General features: G+C 51.1%; 16 protein-coding genes. 15 read left to right on the top strand and 1 reads right to left on the bottom strand.

What is annotated here, in order from left to right; genetic code table 11:
* Window positions 1–85 precede the first annotated feature (85 nt).
* Entirely contained in the window at window positions 86–1024 is a 939-nt protein-coding gene (locus ACQ76X_RS12290; RefSeq protein ID WP_438494114.1) for an NlpC/P60 family protein, read from the bottom strand.
* A 411-nt stretch (window positions 1025–1435) separates the two neighbouring features.
* On the opposite strand from ACQ76X_RS12290, the gene ACQ76X_RS12285 reads away from it, so the two are divergent.
* From ACQ76X_RS12285 to ACQ76X_RS12215, 15 genes are all read left to right on the top strand, one after another.
* Window positions 1436–2506, top strand: a complete 1071-nt coding sequence (locus ACQ76X_RS12285) for an ABC transporter substrate-binding protein (RefSeq protein WP_038590619.1) — start codon at window positions 1436–1438, stop codon at window positions 2504–2506.
* 66 nt (window positions 2507–2572) lie between these two features.
* The gene (locus ACQ76X_RS12280) at window positions 2573–3499 is read left to right on the top strand and encodes an ABC transporter permease (RefSeq protein WP_038590622.1); all 927 of its coding nucleotides are present in this window, start codon (window positions 2573–2575) and stop codon (window positions 3497–3499) included.
* On the top strand, window positions 3486–4280 hold the full coding sequence (locus ACQ76X_RS12275) for an ABC transporter ATP-binding protein (RefSeq protein WP_438494112.1): 795 nt from the start codon (window positions 3486–3488) through the stop codon (window positions 4278–4280). Before ACQ76X_RS12280 ends, ACQ76X_RS12275 begins: the two co-directional genes overlap by 14 nt.
* Window positions 4281–4468: 188 nt before the next feature.
* Complete coding sequence (locus ACQ76X_RS12270) at window positions 4469–6247, top strand: histidine kinase (RefSeq protein WP_438494111.1); 1779 nt, start codon at window positions 4469–4471, stop codon at window positions 6245–6247.
* Window positions 6240–7805, top strand: coding sequence for a response regulator transcription factor (locus ACQ76X_RS12265; RefSeq protein ID WP_438494109.1), 1566 nt, complete (start codon window positions 6240–6242; stop codon window positions 7803–7805). The genes ACQ76X_RS12270 and ACQ76X_RS12265 overlap by 8 nt, the downstream gene beginning before the upstream one ends.
* 172 nt (window positions 7806–7977) lie before the next feature.
* Entirely contained in the window at window positions 7978–9258 is a 1281-nt protein-coding gene (locus ACQ76X_RS12260) for an extracellular solute-binding protein (RefSeq protein WP_438494182.1), read from the top strand.
* Window positions 9259–9377: 119 nt separating this feature from the next.
* A complete protein-coding gene (locus tag ACQ76X_RS12255) occupies window positions 9378–10262 on the top strand; it encodes a carbohydrate ABC transporter permease (protein WP_038599556.1) in 885 nt (294 codons plus the stop codon).
* A gap of 3 nt (window positions 10263–10265) precedes the next feature.
* A complete protein-coding gene (locus ACQ76X_RS12250; protein WP_438494108.1) occupies window positions 10266–11105 on the top strand; it encodes a carbohydrate ABC transporter permease in 840 nt (279 codons plus the stop codon).
* A gap of 139 nt (window positions 11106–11244) precedes the next feature.
* Window positions 11245–12036 (top strand): SDR family oxidoreductase, encoded by a 792-nt coding sequence (locus ACQ76X_RS12245; RefSeq protein WP_438494106.1) that lies wholly within the window; start codon window positions 11245–11247, stop codon window positions 12034–12036.
* Window positions 12037–12298: 262 nt separating this feature from the next.
* Window positions 12299–13021, top strand: a complete 723-nt coding sequence (locus tag ACQ76X_RS12240) for an MgtC/SapB family protein (protein ID WP_342439798.1) — start codon at window positions 12299–12301, stop codon at window positions 13019–13021.
* 86 nt (window positions 13022–13107) lie between these two features.
* On the top strand, window positions 13108–14100 hold the full coding sequence (locus ACQ76X_RS12235) for an aldose 1-epimerase (RefSeq protein WP_438494105.1): 993 nt from the start codon (window positions 13108–13110) through the stop codon (window positions 14098–14100).
* A gap of 183 nt (window positions 14101–14283) precedes the next feature.
* Window positions 14284–16089: an LTA synthase family protein gene (locus ACQ76X_RS12230; RefSeq protein WP_438494103.1), complete on the top strand. Its 1806-nt coding sequence runs from the start codon at window positions 14284–14286 to the stop codon at window positions 16087–16089.
* Window positions 16090–16167: 78 nt separating this feature from the next.
* Window positions 16168–17181, top strand: a complete 1014-nt coding sequence (locus ACQ76X_RS12225) for a substrate-binding domain-containing protein (RefSeq protein WP_438494101.1) — start codon at window positions 16168–16170, stop codon at window positions 17179–17181.
* Between the two features lie 29 nt (window positions 17182–17210).
* A complete protein-coding gene (locus ACQ76X_RS12220; RefSeq protein WP_438494100.1) occupies window positions 17211–19070 on the top strand; it encodes a cache domain-containing sensor histidine kinase in 1860 nt (619 codons plus the stop codon).
* A gap of 26 nt (window positions 19071–19096) precedes the next feature.
* Window positions 19097–20320 carry a response regulator transcription factor gene (locus ACQ76X_RS12215; RefSeq protein WP_438494098.1) on the top strand — a complete coding sequence of 408 codons (1224 nt, stop codon included), beginning with the start codon at window positions 19097–19099 and terminating at the stop codon, window positions 20318–20320.
* The last annotated feature ends 244 nt before the right edge of the window (window positions 20321–20564 follow it).

The following is a 20564-nucleotide window of genomic DNA, read 5'->3' as shown; positions in this document are numbered from 1 at the left end:
TGATTTAAAATGTAAAAAAGAGCTTGGTCTTCTTTAGCAGGAGACCAGGCTCTTCTTTACTTCAGCAGCCTACGCTGCTATGTGGTTACAGCACGCGCTGCATATGCAGTATCACGTTGCTCCAATATCCGCTGTCCAGTTCGCTAATCTGTACACCGGGATCACCCCAGGTATGGATGAACTTTCCGTCGCCGATATAAATACCTACATGCCCCGGTATGGCGTCACTGTCAAAACGTCCTGGCACGGTGAAAAAAATCAGATCTCCGGCCTGCAGATCACTGCGGCTTACCCGTCTGCCGATGTTGTCCTGGTCTTTAGCCAGCCGGGGCAGATCCACGCCAAACCTTTTAAATACATGTCTTGTGAAGGAGGAGCAGTCGAAACGTCCGGTATCCTCATAAGGACCGGCGCCAAAATCGTAAGGTACACCCAGAAATCTTTTGGCAAAGGCGACTAGTTGACCGGTATCTACGCTCGAAGCGCTCTGGATGCGCAGCGGTTTGGCTATATTGGTGTTACCGTTCTTTTCAGTATTGCTAAGGGCTTCCTTGTCTGACGGTAAAGCAATATTGATCTCACCGCTGGTGGGGTTCCAGCCCACCTCGGTTTGGAGCAGCTTGGACAAAGCTGTCGGGGTGATATAGATTTGACCATCACGGCGCACCGGCGCGTCAGGCAGGGTGATTTTTTCCCCCAGTGAAAAGACCTGAGTGGAGTTCGTGCGCAGCATGTACATCACATCCGTATAGCCGAGCTTGGCATAACCTCCGCTTGCGGTGTCATCCTTCATCCGGTAGCCGATTGAGGCAGCGGCGGGTTTCAGCGGAATCCAGAACTTTCCCTGCTTGTCGGTGACATGGGACTTCTCATAATAGCTGCCCGCAAAAGTGCCGGCAGGTGTCACCGAATTGACTTTTGGCTTTGCCTCGTTTTTGTAATACCCGCAAGCGCTGGTGGACATAACAATGGCAAGGATCACAGCAGTTTTCGTGAATGTTTTAGTTGGATAAGTAAATGTCATCGGACACACTCCATGTTCAGACTGTAAGTTCAGTTTGCGCAAGGAGATTTTTTTTATAAGATCAGGTGGAGTGAACATCTTGGATTAGCTTCCTGATCTTGCAAGAAAAGCATCCTTTAAGGAAGGATTCGGCGACATCCCCGAAATGACATCAATCGAAGCTTTTCTTGTAGGGTCAGAAGGAGTGAACATCTTGGATTAGCTTCCTGATCTTGCAAGAATAAATTGGAGAGCCGATAAGTCATTGACGGATAAACGACCGCCATATAATATTATGTTTAATAGATTGGCTGTATTTTATGTGAGGTTAGTGTAAGCTTTCGCTTTAACGCTTTTAAAGATGAAAGCGATAGTGCTGAGTCGCTCACTTTGATGCACGCGCTGATACCGTAAAAGAAAAGGGGTTATATGATGAAAAAAAAGAATATTTGGGTAGGATTGAGCTTGTGTCTGATGCTTGTAGCTTCGGGTTGCGGATCGAACAACAATGCTGCGGTGAATACGGAAAAAGCTGCTAACAAACCGGCAAATGCTACGGCTGCTCCTGCAGATGCAGGCAGCAAAGAATCCTACAGCATTGCCATCTCCCAATACGTAGAACATCCGTCGCTGGATGCGACGCGCGAAGGCTTCATGGCCGCGCTTAAGGATGCCGGCCTTATTGAAGGCGAGAACCTGAAGGTGGATCTCCAGAACGCACAGGCCGATCAAGCCAATAACCTGTCCATCGCACAGAAGATTGCCGGCGACAAAAACGATCTCGTGCTCGCGATTGCCACTCCTTCGGCTCAATCAATTGTGCAGAAGGTAGATAAGGATACACCGGTATTGTTCGCCGCTGTTACAGATCCGCTGGATGCCAGACTTGTAACCGATCTGGAACACCCGGGCGGCAATGTCTCCGGTGCTTCCGATACCAATCCGGAGGCAATCACCCGGCTGATGCAATTCATTGCGGCACAGTTCCCGAAGGTGAAGAAACTGGGTCTTGTCATTAATGAGGGCGAGCCGAATGCTGTAGTTATGGCAGGAATCGCCAAGGAAGAGCTCGACAAACACGGCATTGAGCTGGTGAAGGCTGCAGTCACGAATACTTCTGAAGTGAAGCAGGCCGCTGAATCGCTTGTCGGACGTGTAGACGCATTCTACATTACGCTGGATAATTCGGTGGTAAGTGCTGTAGATACGATCATTCAAACCGCGAATGAGAAGAAGCTTCCTTTCTTCTCCGCTGACCGTGATACGGTAGAGAAGGGCGCTTTTGCCACTGTCGGTTTCAAATATTATGACCACGGCTATCAGGTCGGTGAAATGGCTGTGGAGGTGCTGAAGAACGGCACAAGCCCAGGCGACATGAAAGTAACCATGCAGGAGAAGCTGGACCTTATACTTAACCTGAAGGCTGCAGAGGCGCAGGGCATTGAAGTTACAGATGCCATGAAAGCCGAAGTCGCCGATCAGACCAACAACATCATTCAATAAGTTCAGATATTATGACGGGGCGATTCGAGAAGAACGCCCCTTGCCGCTTGAGGGAGGAAGTCACCTATGTATGATTCAATAATGGGAGCCTTGGAATCGGGCTTGCTGTACGCTTTTATGGCTTTGGGGGTATATATAACTTTTCGGATTCTTGACTTTCCGGATTTAACTGTAGACGGAAGCTTTACAACTGGCGGGGCCATCGCCGCAGTGATGATTACTCAGGGCTATTCCCCTTGGCTGGCTACATTCTGTGCAATGGCTGGCGGTATGGCAGCCGGCATGTGCACGGGCCTGCTGCATACAAAAGGCAAAATTAACGGATTGCTGTCCGGGATCCTGATGATGATAGCTCTTTATTCCATTAATTTACGGATATTAGATAAGCCGAACGTTTCGATCATGGGCGAAGACACCCTGCTTAGTTCAATAAATCCTTTGCTGGTCATGCCGTTTATTGTGGTTGCTGTTAAACTGCTGATGGATCTGTTTCTGCGCACAGACCTTGGCCTGGCCCTGCGGGCCACAGGCGACAATTCAAGAATGATCCGCAGCTTCGGTGTAAACACAGATACAACGACTATTCTCGGCATCAGCCTGTCGAATGGCTTAGTGGCGCTCTCGGGAGCACTAATCGCTCAGTCTTCCTCTTTTGCCGATTCAACCATGGGTATTGGGATGATTGTTATCGGACTGGCTTCGGTAATTATTGGAGAGGCGATTTTTGGCGCCAGAAATGTGTTCCGGGCTACGCTGGCCGTTGTGCTGGGCTCGATCGTTTACCGGATAGTTGTAGCACTCGCCCTGCGGGTTCCGTGGCTGAAAGCCTCCGACTTGAAGCTGATTACGGCAGTTATCGTCATTATTGCCCTGTTGTTCCCGTCGCTTCAGCGGTATATGAAGCAGAAGAGAACAGCCCGCAGAAGAAGCGCTGAACTAGCGGCGCTGGCGCTAAGAAGCAAGAAAGGGGGAACAGCCGATGCTAAAGCTTGATAATGTATCCAAGCTGTTTAATCCCGGCAGCCCGGATGAGAAGATAGCGTTGCTGGGCATCGACCTTCACCTTCAAGCCGGCGATTTCGTTACGATTATCGGAAGCAACGGGGCAGGTAAATCCACTTTGATGAACGTGATCTCCGGAGTAATGAAGCCGGATCTGGGGGAAGCACGGATCGAAGGCAGCTCGATCAGCCATTTGCCCGAGTATCAGCGCGCCCGCTGGATCGGACGGGTCTTTCAGGATCCGATGGCCGGTACGGCCCCGCATATGACGATTGAGGAGAACCTGGCGATGGCTTACAAGCGGGGCCAAAACCGCGGTCTGACCTTCGGAGTAAGCAGCGCCAGACGGGTGCTGTTCCGTGAACAGCTGAGCCGCCTTGGCATCGGGCTGGAGAACCGGCTGCGCGCCCAAGTGGGCCTGCTGTCCGGCGGAGAGAGACAGGCGCTCAGCCTGCTGATGGCGACCTTTACCCAGCCGCAGATTTTGCTGCTGGACGAGCATACTGCAGCCCTTGACCCGGCCCGCGCGGAGCTGATTACGAAACTGACGGAATCGATTGTCCGTGAGATGAAGCTCACTACGCTGATGGTTACCCATAACATGGAGCAGGCCATCCGGCTGGGCAACCGGCTGATCATGATGGATAAAGGAACTATTATCCTGGATATTGATGCAGAGCGGAAAAAAGATCTGACCGTCGAACGGCTGCTTGGTGAATTCGAAACCATCAGCGGACATAAGCTGGCGGATGACCGGATGATGCTGGGATAATATGTGCTCTACTTAAATACGCAATTACAATCATCACCCAAAAGACTTGGATATGCAGTTTCTCATGGAACTGCTATTCAGGTCTTTTTGGTTTATATTTCCATAACCGTGTCATTCGTTTATGATAATAATGACCATGAAGTGAACTGGCCTCATAAATGATACGGAAAGGCGGATTGAAAAGAGAAATGTACTTGAGAAATAATAAAAGCGCTTACAGGAATTCGGGGATCTTTAACAAAATGATTCTGCTCATTTCCTTCTTACTGCTGCTGTCGTTTCTGTTTTCTCTTATATTTCTTCAGTACGTGTACCGGATCTACGACCGGCAAATTTATGAAAAGTCATCTGAAGTCCTTGGTATGTCGGCAGTCAGCATAGAGAGTGAGCTTAAGGAGCTGGAGCAGCTGTCCTTTGCGGTCGGCTCGGATGAACAGATCCAGGATTGTTTGCGCAAGCTGCTGGATCATCCCACACCCTATGAGCGGCTGGTGCTGCATAACAAGATTATTAACCGGCTGGTGGCTTTTGCGGGTGCGGAGAAGTATGTGTATTCCATGATGCTGATGGATGCAAATGACGGTGTGATGACAGCCGGCAACCGGGAAGGAGTATCGCAGTCCCTGCAGGATCAGCTGAAGCCGCTGGCTGTAGAGGGTGGAGGAAGCAACGTCTGGTATACCCAGGGCAGCAAAAACTCACTGCTTGCCGTACGCCAGATCAAGTCTTATACAGGCTCAACTTTTACACTGGATCATCTGGGGACGCTGGTTATCCGCATCCGGGTAGAACGGATCGTTGCCGACAGCACGAATATGGCCTCGGGCGACGGCCAGCTGATTGTAGTTGATACGGCCAGCAACCGCTCAATCTATCCCGCAGAGCCGCTGCTTACACCGCGCGAGCTGGCAGTGGAAGTGGGACGGCCTGAACCTTACCGGACCGACAGCTACGATCAAGGCACTTACTTCATTGCTAAGACGGAGTCCTCCTATATGGATTGGACTTATATTAACGCGACACCGTTCAATGAAATGTTCAAGCAGATCACTATTCTCAAAAGAATGGTCGTCATCGTATTTGCCTGCATTCTCCTGCTTGGGCTGCTGCTTGGCTATCGTCTCGCCCGAAGCATCGCACGGCCGATTTCGAAGCTGACGGAGAAGATGAGACGGATCGAAAAAGGCGACTTGGACAATCTGGAGGAGCAGTCGCTGGGACTTGTCTCGCAAAATGCCCAGGATGAAGTGAGCCAGCTCAACCGTACGTTCAAAATGATGATCCGCCGGATCAGAGAACTGATTGATGAGAACTACGCCAAGCAGCTGGTGATCCGGGAAACGGAGCTGAAGGCGCTCCAGGCGCAGATAAATCCGCATTTCCTATACAACACTTTGGAATCGATCAACTGGCTGGCCAAGGTGAACAAGCAGGAGCAGATTTCAGAGATGGTGGAGGCGCTGGGTTACCTGCTCCGCAGCTCGATAGGGCTGAAAGACCCGCTGATCACACTGGAGAAGGAGCTCAGTATTGTGAGGAGTTATGTCACAATTCAACGAACGCGTTTTGAGGAGCGGCTGGACTTCAGAATGGACATTCCTGCCAATCTGCAGGATGCGCTGATTCCCAAGCTGACCCTGCAGCCGCTGGTGGAGAACGCCATCCGCTACGCGCTGGAACCGAATATTGAACCCTGCATGATTACGATTTCTGTGAGCTGTACTTCAAACGGACTGGATCTTAGGGTAGCTGACAATGGACCTGGAATGACGGATCAATTTATTCGCGATCTGCAGCAGGGGCGGATTCAGACCCGGGGTGAGGGAATCGGGCTGGCGAATATCAAGGAACGTGTACAGCTGGTTTTTGGCGGGGAGTGGGGAACCGAAATTGAAAGTCAGCCGGGGATGGGTACGGTTATTCATGTACTTATTCCTTATTTGAAAGGGGAGCATGGCCATGTATAAACTGCTGTTGGTCGACGATGAAAGGCTGATCCTGGAAGGGATCTCACAGGTGGTGGATTGGGAGAAGGCAGGCACAGTGCTGGCAGGAACAGCCCGCAACGGCATTGAAGCGCTGGACCAAATGGAGCGGCTTAAGCCGGAGATCGTGATCACCGATATTTCCATGCCCGGTCTGGATGGCCTGAAGCTGGTAGAGCAGTGCAGTGAGCGCTTTCCGCAGGTGAAATTCATTATGCTGACCGGCTATAAGGATTTTGATTATGCCTGCAGCGCTATGCAGCACGGGGTCAAGCATTACCTGTTGAAGCCGTGCAACGAGCGGCAGATACATGAAGCGCTGAGCGAATTGACATTGGAATTGGATGAGCTCAAGAGACGGGAGCAGTTTGTGGGTGACATGAAAGAGCGTCTGAAGAAGGTGCTGCCGCATGTCAAAGAGCAATTTCTTAAGGAATGGATTTCCAACAAAACCTATGGAAGCCGTGACCTGGATTATTATCAAGAGCTGTTTGGCCTCACGCTGGATGATAAATCAGTCAGGCTGATCCTGTTCCGGCTGGAGAATGGTTGTGAATATGAGCATTTGTTCGCGCTGCAAAATATCGCCCAGGATATGCTTCATGAGGTGCTTCTCAGCACCACCATCGGCAACCATCTATTAATCCTGGTGGAGCAGCCAAAGGATGGCAGTGACCAGCCGGGTTTGCTGGAGCGGATCTCAGAGGTGAAGGAGATTTTTAATACTTTTTACAAAATATATCCGACGATTGCGGTCAGTGACGAGGGGCAGATGAACCACTCCCGCAGCCTGTACCGGCAGACACTGCAGTGCATGAACCATCGTTTTTATCTGGAAGAAGGCAGCCTGATTACGGGAAGTGACATTCCTGAAGATGAACTCAGCGGGCGAAACGAGATTGATCTGCAGGAGGAGCAAATTTGTCTGCTTATCAAGGCTGGCGACCGGCATGCGGTGGAAAGTGAACTGGATCGCTTATTCGGCGTATTATCGGCAGAGCGGTTTGATATCAATGTGACCCGTTCCTATGTGCTGCAGCTGTATTCGGCGATGATCAGACTGTGTATACCGGAGGAGAGAGGCGCCTTTACTTCAGGGCTTGCGGAGCTGGCAGAGCTGCGTACCCTCGGCAGTCTTAAGGATTATGTGAAAGAGGCGGCCTGCCGGCTGACGGCCATGTACGAACGGCATGTCGTCACCCGCCAATCCTCCATCGTAGATAAAATGCTGCACATCATCGAAACCGATTACTGGAATGCGGAGCTCTCGCTTGGTTCAGTGGCCGCAAAAATGTTATATATGAACCCGGATTACCTGGGGAAAATATTTAAAAAAATCACCGGCGAAAAATTCTCCAACTATGTGACTAATTACCGGATCACGAAAGCTTCAGAGCATATTATCCGTAGCGGTGACGTCAAGGTATTTGAGCTGGCGGAAATGTTCGGGTTCGGCGGGAATGCCCAATATTTCAGCCAGGTGTTTAAAAAAGTGACCGGCCAGACCCCTACAGACTTTATGAAGCCGCAAGGAAGCTGATTATTGAACAAAGAGAACGGTTTTTTGTATTCAAGAATGCTGCTGAATTTGAGAGAATTTACATATGGAAGCGTTACCATTGAAGTGGGTCCTTCTTAATCCATTTGCGAAAAGGGGAGAACTGAAATTGAAAAAAAGATTTGCCTTATTGGCGGTACCCATGCTGATGTCCATGCTTGCTGGCTGCGGAGGAAACAATAACACTGCAGCCACCGCAACCAATTCGGAAGCGACAGCAGGAGCAAATAACAAGCCGGCAGCTACAACCTCAGCGGAGCCTGTAACCTTGCGTATTGCCTGGTGGGGCGGAGACACCCGTCATTCGTATACACAACAAGTGATCGACATGTATGAAGAGCAGAATCCGAACGTTACGATTGAACCGGAATATGCGTCCTTTGATGATTACTGGAAGAAACTGGCTCCTCAGGCGGCGGCAAACCGCTTGCCCGATATTGTGCAAATGGATATTTCCTATATTAATCAATATGGAACGAACGGTCAGCTGGAGGATATGGGCGCCTACTTAAACAAATCGATTCAGGTCGGAGACGTGAATGAGAATGTGCTTGCGACCGGTAAAATTGACAGCAAACAGTACGGCATTCCACTGGGTGTCAATGTTCTTGGTTTCCAATACGATCCGGCACTGCTCAAGAAAGCCGGTGTGGACAGCATTCCTGAGAACTGGACTTGGGACGATTATAAGGAAATTGCACTCAAAAGCAAAGACGCCGGGTTGTATATAGACACCTCGATGGCGGCGGATGTCTTTTTCAACTACTATCTGCGCACCAAAGGAGTGTCGCTCTACAACACGGACGGTTCTGCACTGGGTTATGAAGATGATGCAATGTTCAGTGACTTTTTCGGAATGCTCTCTGATTTGATTGTCAAAGGGGCTGTACCTTCCCAGGATAAGCTGAGCCAGAATAAAGGGGTTATTGAAGAGACGGATGTGGTCAAAGGAACAGGGATCGGGGTCTGGCAGTGGTCGAACCAGTATGTGGCCCTGCAAATTGCTGTAAACCGTCCGATGGCGCTGGCGCAAATGCCTGGGCCGGATATGGAAAAAGGGCTCTATATGCAGCCAAGCATGTACTGGTCGATCACTGCCAACTCCAAGGCTAAAGAAGAAGCGGCGAAATTTATTGATTTCTGGATCAATAATGCAGAAGCCAACAAACTGATCAAAGGTGAACGCGGCGTGCCGATTTCCAGCAAAATCAAAGAATCACTATCCACTGAACTGACAGATTCCGGCAAACAGGTCTTTCAGTTCGTAGCGGACATGGAGCCGAAGACTTCGCCAATGAGTCCGCCGGTGGGATCGCCGGAAGTGGTGGCCCTGCTGACCGACCTTGCCGAGCAAATGAACTTCGGCCAGATTAAGCCAGATGCTGCCGCTGCCCGGTTCCGTAAGGAAGCGAATGAAATTCTCGCGAACCGTTAAGGCAAACCCCGCCGTACTGTGAATTCTAAAAAGATTGGAGTTGGAGAACCTTGCCTTCCAGCCATCCCCTTACCGCACAGCCTCCCGTCTATAGAGCGAAGAAACCGCTAGGGCAGAGGCTGCGCAAAAACCTGACAGGATACGCATTTATCAGTCCTTTTATTATTGGATTCCTGAGCTTCACACTGGTTCCTATGATTATTTCCTTGTATCTGTCCTTTACCAAATATAATCTGTTCGCCCCCCCTCAGTGGGTGGGGCTGGACAATTATACTAAGATGTTCACAGGTGATCCCAAATACCTGCATTCCCTGAAAGTCACCCTGATGTACGTGTTCATCGGTGTCCCGCTGCGGTTGGGATTTGCCCTGTTCGTGGCGATGATCCTCAATACAAAGTCGCGAATGGTGGGGGCCTACCGGACCGTTTATTACTTGCCCTCCATCATCGGCGGTAGTGTGGCTGTCTCAATTATGTGGCGCAACATCTTTAGCGATACCGGAATTATCAACGGCCTGCTGGGATTTTTCGGACTTGGGCCCGTGAGCTGGTTCGGAGATCCGGGTGCCGCGCTCATAATGCTGATAACCTTATCGGTCTGGCAATTCGGTTCCTCGATGCTGATCTTTCTGGCCGGTCTAAAAAATATTTCCGGTGAAATGTATGAAGCCGCCAGTGTAGACGGTGCAAGCTTCTTCCGCAAGTTCTTCAAAATAACGCTGCCGCTGCTTAGTTCAGTGATTCTATTCAATCTGGTTATGCAGACGATCAGCGCATTTATGACATTTGTGCCGGCCTACATTATTTCCAAGGGCGAAGGCGGGCCGATGGACGGAACCATGCTTTATTCCCTGTATTTGTTCCGCCAGGCATTTATGTTCAACAATATGGGCTATGCGTCGGCTATGGCCTGGGTGATGCTCCTGCTCGTCGGAATTATGACTGGAATTCTGTTCAAAACATCCAGATCATGGGTTTTCTATGAATCGGGAGGAGGGAAATGAGCCATGGCGAAGAATAAAATGAAATGGCCGATCTATCACCTGCTTATCGGCGGACTCGCCATCATCATGCTGTACCCGATTGTATGGATGATCATGAGCTCCTTTAAGGAGAGCCGTTTGGTGTTCGTCACGGCGCAGCAGCTGCTTCCGCATCCCTGGGAGTGGGGGAACTACGCCAAAGGCTGGGAAGGGGTCGCAGGATATTCGTTCGGCGTCTTTATCAAGAACTCATTCGTTATCGTCATTGTGGCTACTTTTGGTGCGGTGTTCTCTTCCTCACTGGTTGCCTTCGGATTCGCCCGCAACAAATTTGCCGGCCATGGCCTGTGGTTCGGGATCATGATGATGACGCTAATGCTGCCCTCGGATGTAGTGCTGGTGCCGCAATATATAATTTATACGAAGCTGAATTGGCTGGACAGCATCAGACCGATTGTAATTCCGCAATTTTTCGGTGTCCCGTTTTTTATCTTCCTGATGCTGCAGTTCATCCGCACGATTCCCGCGGAGCTGGACGAGGCGGCGACGATTGACGGCTGCGGTAAATTCAGATTGTATTACATGATTATTCTGCCACTGATCCGGCCTTCTATGGCGACTGCAGCAATCTTCTCCTTCTACTGGCGCTGGGAGGATTTGCTCGGGCCTGTGCTGTATTTGAACTCTCCATCCAAATACACAGTATCCATGGGTCTCAAAATGTTTCTCGACAGTGAATCTGTTTCCAATTGGGGGCCGATGTTCGCGATGTCTGTGCTCAGTCTCACGCCGGTTATGCTGATATTCTTTATCTTCCAGAAGCAGATAGTGGATGGCATCAGTACCAGCGGACTGAAGGGTTGAGTCAAAGTATGATCTGCTCTGGATCAGAGCAGGAAAGATGTGCACCCCGATTCACTCCCCTGTATGCGAGGTAAAGGTTAAGGAAAGAACTTAACCGGTAAGCGTATACAGATGATCTAGATTGGGAGGATTGGCTAATATGACAGACCAGAAGCTGAAAGGCAAGGTAGCTATTGTTACTGGAGGCGGTTCCGGGATCGGAAGAGCATCGGTGCTGGAGTTCGCCAGAAACGGTGCAAAGGTGGTACTGCTCGACCGGACGGTTGAAAATGCCGAGAAGGTTGTACGTCAGGTGAAACAGGAAGGCGGGGAAGCCGTCGTCATTGAATGTGACGTTGCCGAACCGCAGCAGGTGGAAGCGGCGGTGAAGCAAGCGGCTGCGAAGTGGGGGCGGCTTGATGTTGTGTTCGCCAATGCCGGGATTAACGGAGCAATGACTCCGATTGAAACGATGGATATTGAGTCATGGGATCAGACGATTCATATCAACCTCCGTGGAACCTTTGCCACTGTCAAATATGCAATTCCGCATTTGAAAGAGAACGGAGGCAGCATACTGATCAACAGCTCCATTAACGGCAACCGTGTGTTCTCTAATATCGGGTTCTCTGCCTACAGTACGACGAAGGCCGGTCAGGTGGCTTTTATGAAGATGGCTGCACTGGAGCTGGCCCAATACAAAATTCGTGTGAATGCCATCTGTCCGGGGGCGATCACGACGAATATTGATGACAATACTTATCCTTCCGACGATCTCAAAGAAGTGCAGATCGAGGTGAACTTTCCGGACGGCGGGCAGCCGCTGGAGGAAGGTCCCGGAAGGCCCGATCAGGTGGCCAAACTTGCCCTGTTCCTGGCATCCGCCGATTCGGATCATATTACAGGAACAGAGATTTATTGTGACGGAGCCGAGTCGCTGCTGCATGGCTGATCTCTTCTAACCAAGGGCAGCCAAGCATATAATGAATTGAATAGCTCTTCCTTAGAAGAAACGGAATCCGTTCCTTGTCATAGGCTCAGCCCGAGAGGGCTGCATCGCTGACGCAAAAGGCCGGGGATGCCGTTTCTTCTTGTTCATTAAGATTTAAATGTTTTATGAGGTTATCTTGCAATAAATAAAGCTAAGCTTTCATGTTGTTTTCAGGTATACTGATTCTATCTGTTTATTCATAAATATACTTTTAGGAGGAGCTATGGAGATTGATCTGCACACGGAATCGATAGTAAAGCTGCTTGTGGCCATGCTGTTCGGGCTGTTCATCGGTATCGACAGGCAATTAAAACAAAAGCCGCTGGGGATTCGGACCAGTATGGTCATCAGTATCGCAAGCTGTTTAGTGACGCTTGTCTCGATCCATGCTTATGACAAGTTCGGGGGAACGGACCACCCCAACATGGACCCGATGCGCCTAGCGGCGCAGATTGTCAGCGGGATCGGATTTTTGGGCGCGGGTGTAATCCTGCGCAGAGGCGGAGACGCGATTTCCGGATTAACTTCGGCGGCGCTGATCTGGACGGCCTCGGGGATTGGCATCGCGGTTGGAGCAGGCTTTTATGTGGAAGCGGGGTATGCAGTTGTGCTGCTGATGTTTGCCGTCAATGCTGTGCCGCTGCTGATCAAAGCCGTTGGACCACAGGTGCTGAACAAGCATGAGATTTCCGTCAAGATCATAATGGAGCCCAATTATGTGCTGACCGAGGTGATCCAGAAGATCGAGGGACGTCAGATGACCGATCAACGAAAGACGAGAAGACCGGGACGGACGATCCGACGGATGAAGATCAAGGATCTGGATGACGGCAGACAAATGATTGACATGGTGCTGTCTGCGCCTGATCAGGATTATGCGACGGAAATTTATTATGATGTGAAGAAAATTGAACATGTAATGAGCGTAGAAGTGGAACAGTTGTAAAAATGACATGTTCCCTTCTGGGCAGATGTGGTAATCTATTTAGGAGATAGTCATTTCGAACATATGGAAGGGAGAATAAAGTTATCATGTCGATTACTGCATTCGAAGGACAATATGAAGGAGAAGCTGCAGTCTGGCTGAAAGCGGGACGTTACGAGGCAGCTATCCTGCCGGGCATCGGCGGCAATCTGATTTGCTTCCGTGATACCGAAAACGGTTACCGTTTCCTGCATGAGCCGGGCGCGGCAGAGATGGAGGCCTTTAAGGCCAGCCCTGGAATTCACGGCATACCTGTACTGTTTCCTCCGAATCGTTATGAAGATGGGGAATTTCCGTGGAATGGACAAACCTACAAGTTTCCGGTGAATGAGGCTGCAACAGGCAACCATCTGCACGGATTTTTACATACGGCTGCGTGGGAAGTTGAAGAATTCGGCAGCGGTAAAAGCGAAAGCTTCGTTACGGTGGCGATCAAGGTAGACGAGAATCACCCGTCCTATCAATACCTGCCGTTCAAATATACGGTCAAGCTGCGCTACACGCTGGGCGAAGCAACCGGGCTGTCCCAGCAACTGCTGGTCCACAATGACGGCGGCGAGCTGATGCCTTGCCTGCTGGCCTTCCACACGGCGATCAATGCGCCGTTTGCACCGGACAGCTCGCCTCAGGATTACCGCGTGAAGGCAACCATTGGCGAGCGCTGGGAGTTGAGTGAGCGCATGCTGCCCACCGGCACATTCCAGGAGCTGACGGCAGACGAAATCGCGTTGCGTGATGAAGGAGTTAATCCGTTTTTTGCGCCGATGGACAACCATTACACTGCTGTACCGCAAAATGGCCGCAACCGGATGGAACTGACGGACAGCAAGTCCGGCGTTACGCTCGTGTATGATGTCGGAACCTCCTACAAGCAATGGATGATCTGGAACAATGGCGCTACAGAAGGATTCTTCTGTCCGGAGCCGCAGATTAACCTGGTGAATGCGCCGAAGGTGGATCTTCCCGCCGATGAGATCGGATTGTTCGGCCTGAAGCCGGGCGAATTCTGGGAAGAAACCAGCCGTCTGTACGTGAAATAGGGAGTAGAGATTCATAGCTGAACAAGCCGGGTGCATCTAACTGATGTGTGCGGTGCTAAGGTCTCAAATGGGAAGTAAAGCCAAGCCTCACTTTTGTGGGGCTTTTTTTGTGCGTTCTTTTAATGCAGCTTTAAGCTAAATGGCGTATACTACACGTTTAGTATAGTTAGGAGTGAATTTTATATGCGCTATTTTTTACCTTCCAAACGCTTGGGTTTCCTGCTGCTCGCTCTGCTGTTATGCGGCTTTGCTCTGAATTTCTTCATGCAGGCCGCTTCATTAAATATGGATGCGATGAGTGTTTTCAGCTGGATCGGAGAATATTACTGGTTGTATTTAGCCGGAGGCCTGTTCTTTTTCTTTCTCCTGCTGGTATTTTCTATGATATTGCCGAGCGTCTACGCCGGATCTGCGGTGGCCGCTGTGTTATGCATCGTGCTGGGTATTGTCGATTACAAGAAATTGTCCACCACCGGAGAACCGCTGTTTCCTTGGGATTTGATGCTGCTCAAAAATGCCGGGGAGATGAGCCATATTACCAAAGGCATGATTCCACCGCTCGCGCTGGCAGCAGCTGTTCTGCTTATTGCCGCTGTGGTCTGGCTGCTCTTCAAACTGCCGAAGATTAAGGTGTCCCTGCCGCTGAGAATGCTTTTTGCCGTGCTTTCGGTGGCGATGATAACCGGATTTGTTTCGATGGTCGCCCATCAGTCTTCTTTGGCTGTTTCGATGAAATATCAGAACATTTTCTGGAACCAGAAGGTGAATTACAAACAGAACGGTCTCTTATTTGCCTTTGCCGGCAATTTGCGCCAGAGCCTGATCGAAGAGCCTGAGGGCTACAGCCGCAGAGCGATTGAGGAGATCGCCGCTAAATACAGCAAGCTGCCGGATCCGGTTCCGAACGTACAGGCAACGCAGCAGCCGAACATCCTGTTCATGATGGACGAAGCCTTCTTTGATCCTACCCGTCTGCCGGGGCTATCCTTTAGTGAAGATCCGCTAAAGTTTATCCATGAGGAAGAATCTGTCACACCATCCGGTTTCCTGCTCTCGCCTGAGTTTGGCGGCAATACGGCAAATATAGAATTTGAAGCGTTGACAGGGATGTCCATGTATTTTCTTAAGGACGGTTCCATTCCATATCAGCAAAAAATAGTGAAAATGTCCTCGCTGCCTTCAATTGTAAGCATTCTGAAGGAGCGTGGCTACCGGGCGCTGGCGCTGCATCCGTATGACGAGACGTTCTACAACCGCAACCGTGTGTACCCGATTCTCGGATTTGACGCATTTACCAGCGAGAAGGATCTGGACAATGCCGAACGCATCACACCGGAGGGATACATTTCCGATAAGGCGGCTGTGCAGGAGGCTTTGCGTGAACTGAAGGCGTCCTCTGACCCGGCGTTTTTGCATCTGGTGACCATGCAGAATCATTTTCCGTTTACGAAGGGGCACAATGGACCGAATACGATATCCGTTGAAGGCACTTCACCGTCCTGTAAAGACGAGCTTGAAACCTACACACAGAATACCAAGCTGACCGATGAGGCGCTGGCGTATCTGCAGCAGGAGCTGCTAACTCTTGATCGTCCTACGATCGCCGTCTTCTGGGGTGATCATTTGCCGGCCTTGTCGGCCGGAATATACACGGATGCCGGCTGGGACAGCGAGCCAAGGCTCAAGCACGAGACAAAGCTGGTGATGCTGGCGAATTTTGATATTGGCAAAGAGCCGCTGAACACCCTCAGCCCGGCCTTTCTGGGTCCTACAGTCTTTAGACTCTCGGGTCAGCCTATGCCCCCGTACTACAAACTTCTGGGGAAAGTGCAGGATGAGATGCCCGGTCTGAGCAAGCAGGTGCTGATCGGTTCCAACGGTGCACTGACAGCTTTTACTCCTGAACAGCAGCAGCTGCTGGATGACTACCGTATGGTAGAGTACGATCTGCTGGAGGGCGAGAATTATTCACAAGATTTGTTGTTCTGAGGGATTCCCATCTCTTATTAAACAAGGTATCATGGCAATAGCTGTGCTACCTTGTTCCTTTATGAAAGGGGTTACATTTTGAAAAAGCTGTGGATGGTCTATGTGCTGCTAATCGGTATTTTTCTCGTTTATGTGCTGAATTACAAGCTGCAGGCCGACGCTGCGGATCCATGGGAGACAGCCGGTCTGCGCGGCAATATAGAAGATAAATATGTGATGGTTACCTTTCAAAGTGGAATTGATTATTGGAAAAGCGTGCTGAAGGGCTTCGAAGATGCTGCGGAGGAGCTGAACGTCTCCGTCGAATACCATGGCTCGACCCAGCATGATGCCAATGAGCAAATGACAGTATTGGAGCAAATGATAGCCAAAAAACCGGCGGGAATTGCCATTTCGGCAGTCAATTCCGAGCTGCTCACAGCTACGATCAATAAGGCCGTGGACAGCGGCATCCCTGTCGTGCTGTTTGACTCGGGAGCACCGGACAGCAAGGCGTACTCTTTCCTTGGCACTAACAACTACAATGCCGGAGTTGAAGCAGCGCGGAAGATGGCCCAGCTCACCGGCGGCAAAGGGGAGGTTGCGATTATTACGACCCCGGAGCAGCATAATCATCAGGAGCGTACGGACGGCTTCAGTGTCACCATCCGCAGCGAATTCCCTGAGATGAAGCTGGTAGCAATCAAGGATGGACGCGGTGATCAGGTGGCTTCCAGGGAAGCGGCACAACAGCTGGTAGCGGAATACCCGGAGCTTACAGGTATTTTTGCTACGGAGTCCAATGGGGGAATAGGTGTAGCCGAGGCGGTAGAAACGAAGCAGGGAGCCGGATCATTGCTCAAGATCATCAGCTTCGATACGGATAAAGGCACACTTGATCTTGTTAAAGAAGGCAGAATCGCCGCCACGATGGCGCAAGGTACCTGGAATATGGGCTACTGGTCGCTTACGGAGCTGTTTCATTTACACCGTGATCTGGATGAGGACCCTGCCGCCTACGCCAATAACAAGCCTATTCCTGTGCCTGATACGGTAGACACCGGCATTGATGTGGTGACCCGGGCCAATGTGGACAACTATTATGCCAAATAGAAGCAGGCTGATCCAGGGGGGATTGTCTTATGCGGAAGAGCGGCTTGACGATGGAGAAGCTGAAGTTTAACAATCTGCCGATCCGGTATAAGCTGATCATCCATTTTTTGTTGATCAGCATTTTGCCTTCGATCGGGCTTGGATTGCTGATTGGCTGGACGGTGGACCGGATTATCGAAGAGCAGAGCAACGAGAATACGATGCAGCTGATCGGCAAGGTCAATACGGCGCTGGAAAATGATGTGGAGAATTTGCAGAAGATTACCTACCTGATTTCTTTTGATCCGGGGGTGCAGGCTTTTCTGGATGGCACCGAGAAGGCGGAAACGCGGTTGAAGGAAGCAGGCGCAAGCGGAGAATCGGCAGAGTACAATATCCGCAAGTTTCTGCAGGGCTTTACTACGCTCAGCTCTGAAATTGCCGGAATTATGCTGGTCAACCGTGAAGGCGATTTCATCAGTAATGAAATGTATGCCCGCCCCGAAACCCGTGTGACTAATGAAGCATGGTACAAGGAGGCTGTTGATAATAAAGGGATCTTCAAAATTGTCGGACATCCCTATGGTCGCGCAGTTATGTCCCATGTTGATTATAAAGAAAGCGAAGTAGTATCCGCCGTTAGAGCCATTGTTGAACCGGAGACGCAGGTGGTGCAGGGCGTGGTTCTGGTCGATTTGAAGCTGCGGGTCATCGCCGAGACGGCGCGCGATGTGACGCTGGGCAAAACCGGTTATTTGACGGTAGTGGATGACAGCGGGGAAATGATCTATGCTCCGCAGCATCCTTTTATGCAAAAGATTCCGGCCGGCCTGTTCAGTGAAACCTCCGGCATCACCTCGGAGACTGTCGACGGCCGCCATCTGCAATTGATCTACAGGACTTCGGCCTTTACAGGCTGGACGACGATGGGCGTCTTTCCAATGGAGGAATCGGCTTATGGCGTGCGGGAGATTACGTTTAATGTCGTAACGTTTGTGTTTGTGGTCTGTATGCTGGGGATGACGGCATCCTTTTATCTGGCGTATTCGATTTCCCGTCCGATCGGCCAGCTCGCTTCCTTCATGAGCAAGGCGCAATCCGGCGATTTGACGATCCGCTACTGGGGCAACCGCTCGGATGAAATCGGGCTGCTTGGCCGCAGCTTCAACAGCATGCTGGCCCAAATCAGCAGGCTGCTCTCCTTGACGGAGCTGCAGGCCCGGCAGAAGCGGGAGGCGGAGCTGCGCAGTCTGCAGGCGCATATCAAGCCGCATTTTTTATATAATACGCTGGATACGATCCACTGGATGGCCCGCAGCAAGGGGGCGGAGGATATCGCCGAGGTGGTCCAGTCTTTATCCAAGCTGTTCCGCCTGGGACTCAGCAAAGGCAGCGACATTGTCCCGCTCTCCGATGAGCTGGAGCATATCATCAGTTATCTGAAGATCCAGCAGGTCCGCTACAGCAGCAAGCTGACGTATAGCATTGAGGTGGAGCCGCGGCTCCGGGAGCTCTATGTGCTTAAGCTGCTGCTTCAGCCGATGGTGGAGAACGCGATTTATCACGGAATCAAGGAGCGGCGCGGTCCGGGTCAACTCACCATTTCAGTGGTGGAACGTGAGGGGGATTTGTACTTGACAGTTACAGATGACGGAGCAGGCATTCCGGAAGCGCAGCTCTCCATCCTGAACGACCGGCTTGAGGCCGTCGGGAGCAGCAGTGACGCGGCGGAAGCGGAACAGCCGCTTCCCGGCAGCACAGGGAGCGGCTACGGAATTCTCAATGTCCAGGCACGGATTAGGCTGACCTACGGGCAGCCATACGGACTCCGCATCGACAGCAGGCAAGGTGAGGGGACCGCTGCAACGATCCGGCATCCTGTCGTTCGTGAAGTATATCCCCGCGATTGATTATGGAATGGAGGGAGCAAGCGCATATGGAATACTGGAAGGTCATGATTGCCGATGATGAAGCTATCATTCGTGTGGGAATTAAGCAATGTGTGGACTGGGAAGGGCTTGGCCTGCAGGTAGTTGCGGAGGCGGAGGACGGTGAGGAGGCGCTTGAGCTTGCGCTTCACCATACCGTCGATATCGCACTCGTTGATTTGAATATGCCGATTATGCATGGGATTGAGCTGATGAAGCAGCTGAGGGAGCAGCTCCCCGGCTGCAAAATCATCGTGATTACCGGACATGACGAGTTTGTCTTTGCCCAGGAGTCGATAAGGCTGCAGGTAAATGATTATATTCTCAAGCCTGCCGAACCAAAGCAGCTGATGCAGGTGCTGCGGGGTGTCCGGGATGAACTGAATGCGGTGAGAGAGCGGAACCAGCATTTGCGGCAGGCCTCCAAACAGATTAGCAAAAACTTTCCATTGCTGCGTGAACGCTTCTGCCAGGAATGGCTGGACGGAAATCTGACCCGGGAAGAAATCCTTGAGCAGCTGCATTTTCTGCAGTTGCCGCTGGAGCGTCCTGAACTGATCGGCATCATCCGCTGGAGATGGGAAGCCCACCCTTCGGGGATGGGGGAGAAGGAACGCCAGCTGTTTCTTTTCGCCATCGAGAATATTGCCGCCGAACTGCTGGAGACGTACCCGAAAGTTATTTTTCGCGATGCGGCAGGACTAATCGTAATTCTTCTCTGGCATGAAGCGGGAGAGCGTATAATGGCCGGAGTCGAAGCTGCCGTGCGCTGTCATCTCAAAATCGCCGTCGAAGTGGGAATTCAGCCCGTTGAAGGTGAGATTGAGGAGCTGGCCTCCTCATACCGTAAATGCAGAGCGGAGCTTGCCAAGGAGCAGCCTTTATCGCCGCTGGTTCGCCGGGCCAAGCAATATATCCTTGAGCATTACAGTGAATACGGCTTGACCCTGGAGGCGATGGCGGGCTCTCTTCAAGCCTCTCCAGTCTATCTCAGCCGCCTGTTCAAGCAGGAGCTCGGCGAATCCTTTGGAACGTATCTGACACAGATTCGAGTGCGCAAAGCAGCACAGCTGCTGCATTCCACGGAAATGAGCATCCATGAGGTAGCAGAGCGTTCAGGATACGAGACCCAGCATTATTTCAGCACCTCGTTCAAAAAGCAGACAGGAGTGTCCCCCCTGCAGTTTCGCAAGGGCGTGCTTCCCGGAGAAGCGGGCCGTGACGACGCGTAAGTGGCAGGGAGCAGCAAGTTAGGGTGCCCGGCGGGTACTTGAATTCCATAGTTGTTCAGCAAGACGTTCCCACATGCAGGCTCCGGCCTCATGTGGTTTTTTTGTTTTTATGTAAACGCTGACAAAAAAGGTTTTGATTTTATAAAAACAGTAGTTTGAGTGTAAATACGGGACCGTATCCCCCTTGTTATACTCGACTTGTCAAACGGGAAACGCCCGCGAAGGCAACAGAATAGTCCAGGGG

This window comes from Paenibacillus sp. IHBB 3054 (genome assembly GCF_051594305.1).
In the GTDB taxonomy this organism is placed as follows: Bacteria; Bacillota; Bacilli; order Paenibacillales; family Paenibacillaceae; genus Paenibacillus_AQ.
Note: the sequence above shows the minus strand (reverse complement) of the source record. Positions and strands in the feature narration are given on the sequence as shown.